The following is a 6281-nucleotide window of genomic DNA, read 5'->3' on the forward strand; positions in this document are numbered from 1 at the left end:
GTCGCGCGGGTGCCTATTGCGGGCTCGCGACTGCGCTCGCTGCGAGTCGGAACGGAGCCCTACCCGCGGGATTGAGCAGGATGTCGACTCCGGGCGGAACGGCATCGACCAATTCGGCCCCGTGGAGAGGTACCCAGCGGTCGACGTCGATTCGGCCCTTCTGTAGTTCAGCGGTAGCGATGACGGCGCAGTCGACTCCGTCGGGGCTCTTGCCGGTCAGGGGCCGTCCCTGTGCGTCGCAGCCGATCTCGACCACAGTGTCGCGGATCGTCGCGACCAGCTCGTCGCCGAGCTGATTTTCGCCTGCGGCGATGCGTCGCAAGATGGCGTCGACGGGATCCGTCGGAACGGTCTCAGCGCTGGGCCGGAAGTGTGGGTTCGGCTGAAACGGACCGATGGAGCCGTCGTCGTTCAGCATCCAGCCGCCTACGATCATCTCGGAAGGTGGCGAGGTCATCGAACTTGTGTCCCATGTGGGATCGGCCAGTACATACCAGTTGCTCTGCCTGATCATCGCGAAAGTCGAATCCTCCACCGAACCTCCAATGTCTGCCATCGATTGTCATAACTGAAGATTATCGATTACTTATTGTTATCCGTAATCAGATATTGAAATCTAGCGTACCAACAGCGATCCTCATCGGATGGTTCTCGTCGCCGAAAATCCGCTAGCACTGTGGCCGGTATGATTGGGCCGGGCCGAGTGTTGAGGGGCATTGCGGACAAATTAAGGATCGACCTGCCTCTTGCTGCGAGAACTGCGGCTGACCGTCATTCTGGCGAATCGGTCCGCAAGCTTGTGGTGCACGTCACCAGCGGTGACCAGCGTATGGGTCGGGAGATCTACGAAGGCAACGTTCTCGACACCAACGACCGTCACTCGTTCACGATCGGTGATGTCCGCAGCGTCCCGCTATCGGATGCTCACGGAAACCCCATCGGGGTGGTCTTCCCATCGCTGGACGACAATCCTGTCGAGCATGTCCATTGGGCGCGCGCCGAGCCAAGGTTCAGCGACCGTGGCTATTCGGCCGAGGAGCCCGCCTTGACTGTGGATCCCGTTACGGGAAGGCAGCGCTGGGGTTTCGACAACCTACGAGCTGCCCCCTGGGATGAGGGTGATGGCCGGGTACCGACATATGTTTTTGCGCACGGCGACGAATTTGGGCATGTTGCGGTAGAGGCTCATGGCAAAACCGTATTAGTCGACGGCGCGAATTTTGGTCGAATTCTCGCAAGTAATGAGCATTATCTCGCGGCGGTGAATGGGGGCAGCGGAGGTTCGACCGTGTCTGTCATCTGTTTCGGAGACTCTGCGGCGGAAGGGTTGACGAAATCCCTCTGGGCGGCGGGAATAGATACGAAGGTCTACACATTCAAGACGCTCGTCGGATACAGAACTGCGATGTGGACAGATGGTGCTGTCAGCTCGGGAATGACGATCACGGCTCGTAATGCGGTAGAAGAAGAGTTGCTGAAAGATCCCATCGGTCGCTATGAGCCGCCACGGCCGACCGGCGACGTGGGCGATTGACCGCGAGCCCCGCTATGAGCCGAGGAGCCTATTGCGTGCGCACGGCGTTTGTGATCACAGCGACGGAAACCCTGGTTGGCGCGGCAGTTCGAGTGATGTGCTCGACGGCACATCAATCAGTCTCGAACAGCGAAGGTGATCTCATGACGGTCGACTACGCCACTCCCGCTACCACGTCGGTGACCAAGCTCGGTGCCCACATCGGCGCTCAGGTCGACAATGTCCGGCTCGGCGGCGACCTGGACTCGGCGACGGTCGAGGTGATCCGGCGTGCACTGCTCGAGCACAAGGTGATCTTCTTCCGCGGTCAGGAACATCTGGACGAGGATGGGCAGTACGCGTTCGCGCAGCTGCTCGGCAGCCCGACCACGCCGCACCCGACGGTCACCTCGCACGGTGTCAGGAGCCTGGACATCGACTCCGAGCACGGCCGCGCCAACAGCTGGCACACCGACGTCACCTTCGTCGACCGGATCCCGAAGGCCTCGATCCTGCGCGCGGTGCACCTGCCCCCCTACGGCGGTTCGACCACCTGGGCCTCGACCGTCGCCGCATACAACTCGCTGCCCGAGCCGCTCAAGCGGCTCGCCGAGAATCTGCGCGCCGTGCACACCAACGTCTACGACTACGCCGCGCGCAACCTCGACAAGTCGACCCCCAACACCGAGGCCTACCGTGCGGAGTTCCAGTCGAGCTACTACGAGACCGAGCACCCGGTGGTGCGGGTGCACCCCGAGACCGGCGAGCGCGCCTTGCTGGTCGGCCACTTCGTGAAGCATTTCGTCGGCCTGTCCAGCGCCGAGTCGCAGGCCCTCTTCCGCCTGTTCCAGGACCGGGTGACCCGACTGGAAAACACCACCCGCTGGAACTGGGCCCCAGGTGACGTCGCCATCTGGGACAACCGCGCCACCCAGCACTACGCCATCGATGACTACGATGACCAGGCCCGCAAGCTGACCCGCATCACCCTCGCCGGTGATATCCCCGTCGGCGTCGACTGCACCACGAGCACCATCCTGGCGGGCAACGCCGAGCACTACTCGACGATCGACGAGCCGGTCCGCCTGGCCTCCTGACAGGCGCGATCAGGGCCACGCCCATCCGCTCGCCCGGTGCAGAGCCCGCGTCGATCGTCGAGAGGTACATCGTCGAGCGGGCCGCTCGACGTTCGGTGCGTCTATTACGCCCTCCTGCGGCGGGTGGGCGGGTCGTGGAGATGGGCATAGGCCACACTGGTGGCCATGAGTACTGGGCCGTTGGACGGGGTGCGCGTCCTCGAACTCGGCAATTACATCGCCGCGCCGACTGCGGGGCGCATCCTCGGTGACTTCGGTGCCGAGGTCATCAAGGTGGAGCGGCCGAAGGTCGGGGACGAGTTGCGGAACTGGCGACTCTATGGCGGCGACACCTCGATGCTGTATCGCACCGTCAATCGCAACAAAAAGTCGATCACCCTTGATCTACGCACCGAGGCGGGGCGTGGCATCGTGCTCGATCTGATCCGCCGGTGCGATGTGCTGCTGGAGAACTTTCGGCCGGGCATGCTCGAGAAATGGGGTCTCGGGCCCGAGGTGTTGAACGAGGTCAATCCCGACCTGGTGATCACTCGCATCTCCGCATACGGGCAGACCGGGCCGATGGCGTCGCGGCCGGGCTTCGCCGCCGTCGCCGAGGCCGTCGGTGGCCTGCGTGAACTGGTCGGCGACCCCGATCGACCGCCGGTGCGTACCGGCGTCTCCATCGGTGATTCCATCGCGGGAATCTACGCGGCGTTCGGCACGGTGATGGCGCTGTTCCAGCGCACGCAGCAGGCCGAGTCGATTCCACTCGGGGAACGCATCATCGATGTCGCTCTCAACGAGGCGATCCTGTCGGTGATGGAATCGCTGGTGCCGGACTATCTTGCCTACGGCATCAACCGGGAACGCGTCGGCGGCCGGATGGAAGGCATCGCACCGAGCAACGCCTACCCGTGCCGCGACGGCGTCAGCATCATCATCGGCGGCAACGGCGACGCCATCTTCCAGCGCTATATGGCCGTGATCGGCCGCCCGGACCTGGCCGCCGATCCCGACCTGCAGGACAACGCGGGTCGCTGGCGCAACCGTGAGCGGCTGGACGCCGCTATCGCCGAGTGGACGGTCACGCATACCCGTGAAGAGGCGCTGAGGCTGCTCGAGGCGGCCGCCATTCCGTGCGGCCCGATCTACACCGCCGCCGATATCGTCGCCGACGAGCAGTACAAAGCGCGCAACATGATCCAGTCCTTCCCGGTAGATGTCGGCGCGTCGCAGCCGAAAACGGTCGGTTTCACCGGCATCGTCCCGGTGATCGGTGAGCAGTCGCTGCCCATCCGCAATGTCGGCCCCGATCTCGGCGCGCACACCCGCGAGGTGCTCTCGGAACTGCTCGGTATGAGCGACGCCGATATTGATGCACTGGAGGCATCATGACCGCCCCGGGTCCCGGATGCGCGAGGGAAGCGTGCTCGCCGAGCGGATGCGGCCTACCGGCCGCCGGATACGGATGCCGCGTCCGATGGTGCGTGTACGCGACAAGGATCGCCGAGCCTGATCGATCGCTTTCAGCGGGTGTCGGCCGGTGGCTTGCTCGCCCGCTCGTCGACGCGGACCCCTCATCGCACCCCCGCTCCCGCCGAATAGGCCGACCGCGAGCCGTGCGCGAACGTGCGGTGTTCATGAGAAATGCTCACGCAACGTCGATGGTGCCGGCCGGGCGCGGGACCTCCCGCGCGACACCGGCAGGTGTCGTGAGGGACAATCGCGCAGTGCTTGTACTGGAGGCCTCATGACGCGTCGGGTGTACGGCCGAAGGCGGCCACCAGGGCGTTCGGCATATGAGCCGAGCGCCCCGACACCTCGCCGACCCACCGTGCATCCCAACCCGGCGGTGGGGAACGGGAAGCCGTGCGGTGGTGTGATGTGCGTGCCGCAGGAAGTGCGCGAGAAGAAATGACGGTGCCGACCGAGTCGGTGTTGCGCGATGTGACGTTGCGCGACGGACTTCAGCTCACCGGCAAGATGCTGCCGGTGGAGCGCAAGGTCGACATCGTGCGGCGCCTGCTCGCACTCGGTGTGCCCGCGCTGGAAATCGGCTCCATGGCCCGCCCGGATCTGGTGCCACCGATGGCCAACACCATGGACCTCATCGCCGTGCTGACTCCCGAAGAGCTGCGCCGCTGCTGGGTCTGGGTGGCGACACCCCGGCACGTCGAAAAGGCGGCGGCCGCCGGCGTGCGCAACTTCCAATACTGCTTCTCCGCGTCGGATGCGCACAACAAGGCCAATATCGGTCGCAGTACCGAGGACAGTGTGGCGGCCATGCCCGACGCGGTTCGCCTCGCCCACGAAGCGGGCGGCGAGATCCAACTGTGCCTGGCCACCAGCTTCACCTGCCCCTTCGACGGCCCGGTAGATCCCGAACGGGTCCTCGCCATCGCCAACGACCCGCGCACCGAAGGGTCCACCGACATCGTCATCGCCGACACCCTCGGACAAGCCGACCCGGCTCGGGTAACCGCCCTCATCTCCGGGGTCCGCGACCGAACCCCGCACCGCCGCATCGTCTTCCACGGCCACGACACCTGGGGCATGGGCGTCGCCAATACCCTCGCGGCGCTCGCCGCAGGCGCCACCATGGTCGACGGCTCCCTCGGCGGCCTCGGCGGCTGCCCCTTCGCTCCCGGCGCCAGCGGCAACACCTCCACCGAAGACATCCTCTTCGCCACCCGCCCCGCCTGGTTCACCCCCACCACTCTGGCCGCCCTGGTCGAACTCTCCGAAGATCTCCTGACAGACCTCGGTGAACCCAACCGCTCCCGTACGGTCGAGGGAGCTCGCTCGAAGGCCGAAGCCTTCGAATGGGTGATCTGACGCGTAGCGTGAAACAGCGGCGCGAGTAACTCGCAGACCGCGCTGCAACTCGCGAACAAGAGTGCGCACGGCGGTGTCCGCCGCAAGAACCGCGAAAGCAGGCGCATTCACCGGCGGCAGTGGCAGCTGATCTGCTGCCGCATTCGGTTTCGATCAGGTTCGGTAGGTCCATCAGATCTGCGAAGAAAGCTCGGTCCCGTGCGGTCGCCTCGGCACCGGTCAGGAGCACGAGCAGCAGGGCTTTGGTGAGCATGCCGGCGCCGTCATCGCCGGTCCCGCAGCACCCGCGCGTAGACGGTCTTTCAGCGCGTTGGCTGCGCGTCGCCCTCGGCCAGCCGTTCGCCCAAGCACCAAAAGCCCCAACGCGGACGCATGCCCGGAGGCGACGCATTTCGGCGTGGGCATGGTCGGCGTATGTGATTCCGAAACTCGGGCGGACCGGCGCTGGTGCTCGCCAGGCGTGAGTGGGACGCTTTCGTCGCTGGTGCGGCGGCCGGAGAGTTCGACCGACGGGACCGACTCCGAGGACCCGGTTGCGCCGATTCCGAGCGGTTGAATGACACCCTGCGCCGGCCTGTCCGAGGAGGCTGTGCCGCCCACTGGTTTACCAAGCAGCGCTGGGCGCGCCGTGTGCCGTACCCGACTTTCTCTCCCGCAGCCCGCGTAGTCAGGCACACAACTTCCAGCGTGAGGACTGGCTGTGGTTGCGCTCCAAACTCTTTGGCGATCGAGGGTAGTCAAATGGCGGCTTGGAGGAGCCCTGGGTTCAAGGGGTGGATGCAACACCCACCCCTTGAACCCCGTGGAGTGTTGCGATGGCGCTGCCGCCGTTGAATGTTGTGACTTGCTTGTTC

At 65.1% G+C, this 6281-nt stretch carries 5 protein-coding genes; 4 read left to right on the plus strand and 1 reads right to left on the minus strand.

The window, feature by feature from the left end:
* Positions 1–13: 13 nt before the first annotated feature.
* Positions 14–556, minus strand: a complete 543-nt coding sequence (locus AB0M74_RS30605) for a type VII secretion system-associated protein (RefSeq protein WP_366529772.1) — start codon at positions 554–556, stop codon at positions 14–16.
* Positions 557–676: 120 nt separating this feature from the next.
* Between AB0M74_RS30605 and AB0M74_RS30610 the strand changes: the two genes are divergently transcribed.
* From AB0M74_RS30610 to AB0M74_RS30625, 4 genes are all read left to right on the plus strand, one after another.
* On the plus strand, positions 677–1534 hold the full coding sequence (locus AB0M74_RS30610) for a hypothetical protein (protein WP_366529773.1): 858 nt from the start codon (positions 677–679) through the stop codon (positions 1532–1534).
* A 143-nt stretch (positions 1535–1677) separates the two neighbouring features.
* A complete protein-coding gene (locus AB0M74_RS30615; protein WP_366529774.1) occupies positions 1678–2610 on the plus strand; it encodes a TauD/TfdA family dioxygenase in 933 nt (310 codons plus the stop codon).
* Positions 2611–2775: 165 nt separating this feature from the next.
* Positions 2776–3987 (plus strand): CaiB/BaiF CoA-transferase family protein, encoded by a 1212-nt coding sequence (locus AB0M74_RS30620; protein ID WP_366529775.1) that lies wholly within the window; start codon positions 2776–2778, stop codon positions 3985–3987.
* Between the two features lie 519 nt (positions 3988–4506).
* Entirely contained in the window at positions 4507–5427 is a 921-nt protein-coding gene (locus AB0M74_RS30625; RefSeq protein WP_366529776.1) for a hydroxymethylglutaryl-CoA lyase, read from the plus strand.
* Positions 5428–6281: the final 854 nt, after the last annotated feature.

The organism is Nocardia sp. NPDC051463 (genome assembly GCF_040681975.1).
In the GTDB taxonomy this organism is placed as follows: domain Bacteria; phylum Actinomycetota; class Actinomycetes; order Mycobacteriales; family Mycobacteriaceae; genus Nocardia.

Bases quoted from the DNA above. Each gene is read 5' to 3' on its own strand.
- AB0M74_RS30605 (WP_366529772.1), bottom strand. From the start codon at position 556: ATGGCAGACATTGGAGGTTCGGTGGAGGATTCGACTTTCGCGATGATC.
- AB0M74_RS30615 (WP_366529774.1), top strand. From the start codon at position 1,678: ATGACGGTCGACTACGCCACTCCCGCTACCACGTCGGTGACCAAGCTC.
- AB0M74_RS30620 (WP_366529775.1), top strand. From the start codon at position 2,776: ATGAGTACTGGGCCGTTGGACGGGGTGCGCGTCCTCGAACTCGGCAAT.
- AB0M74_RS30625 (WP_366529776.1), top strand. From the start codon at position 4,507: ATGACGGTGCCGACCGAGTCGGTGTTGCGCGATGTGACGTTGCGCGAC.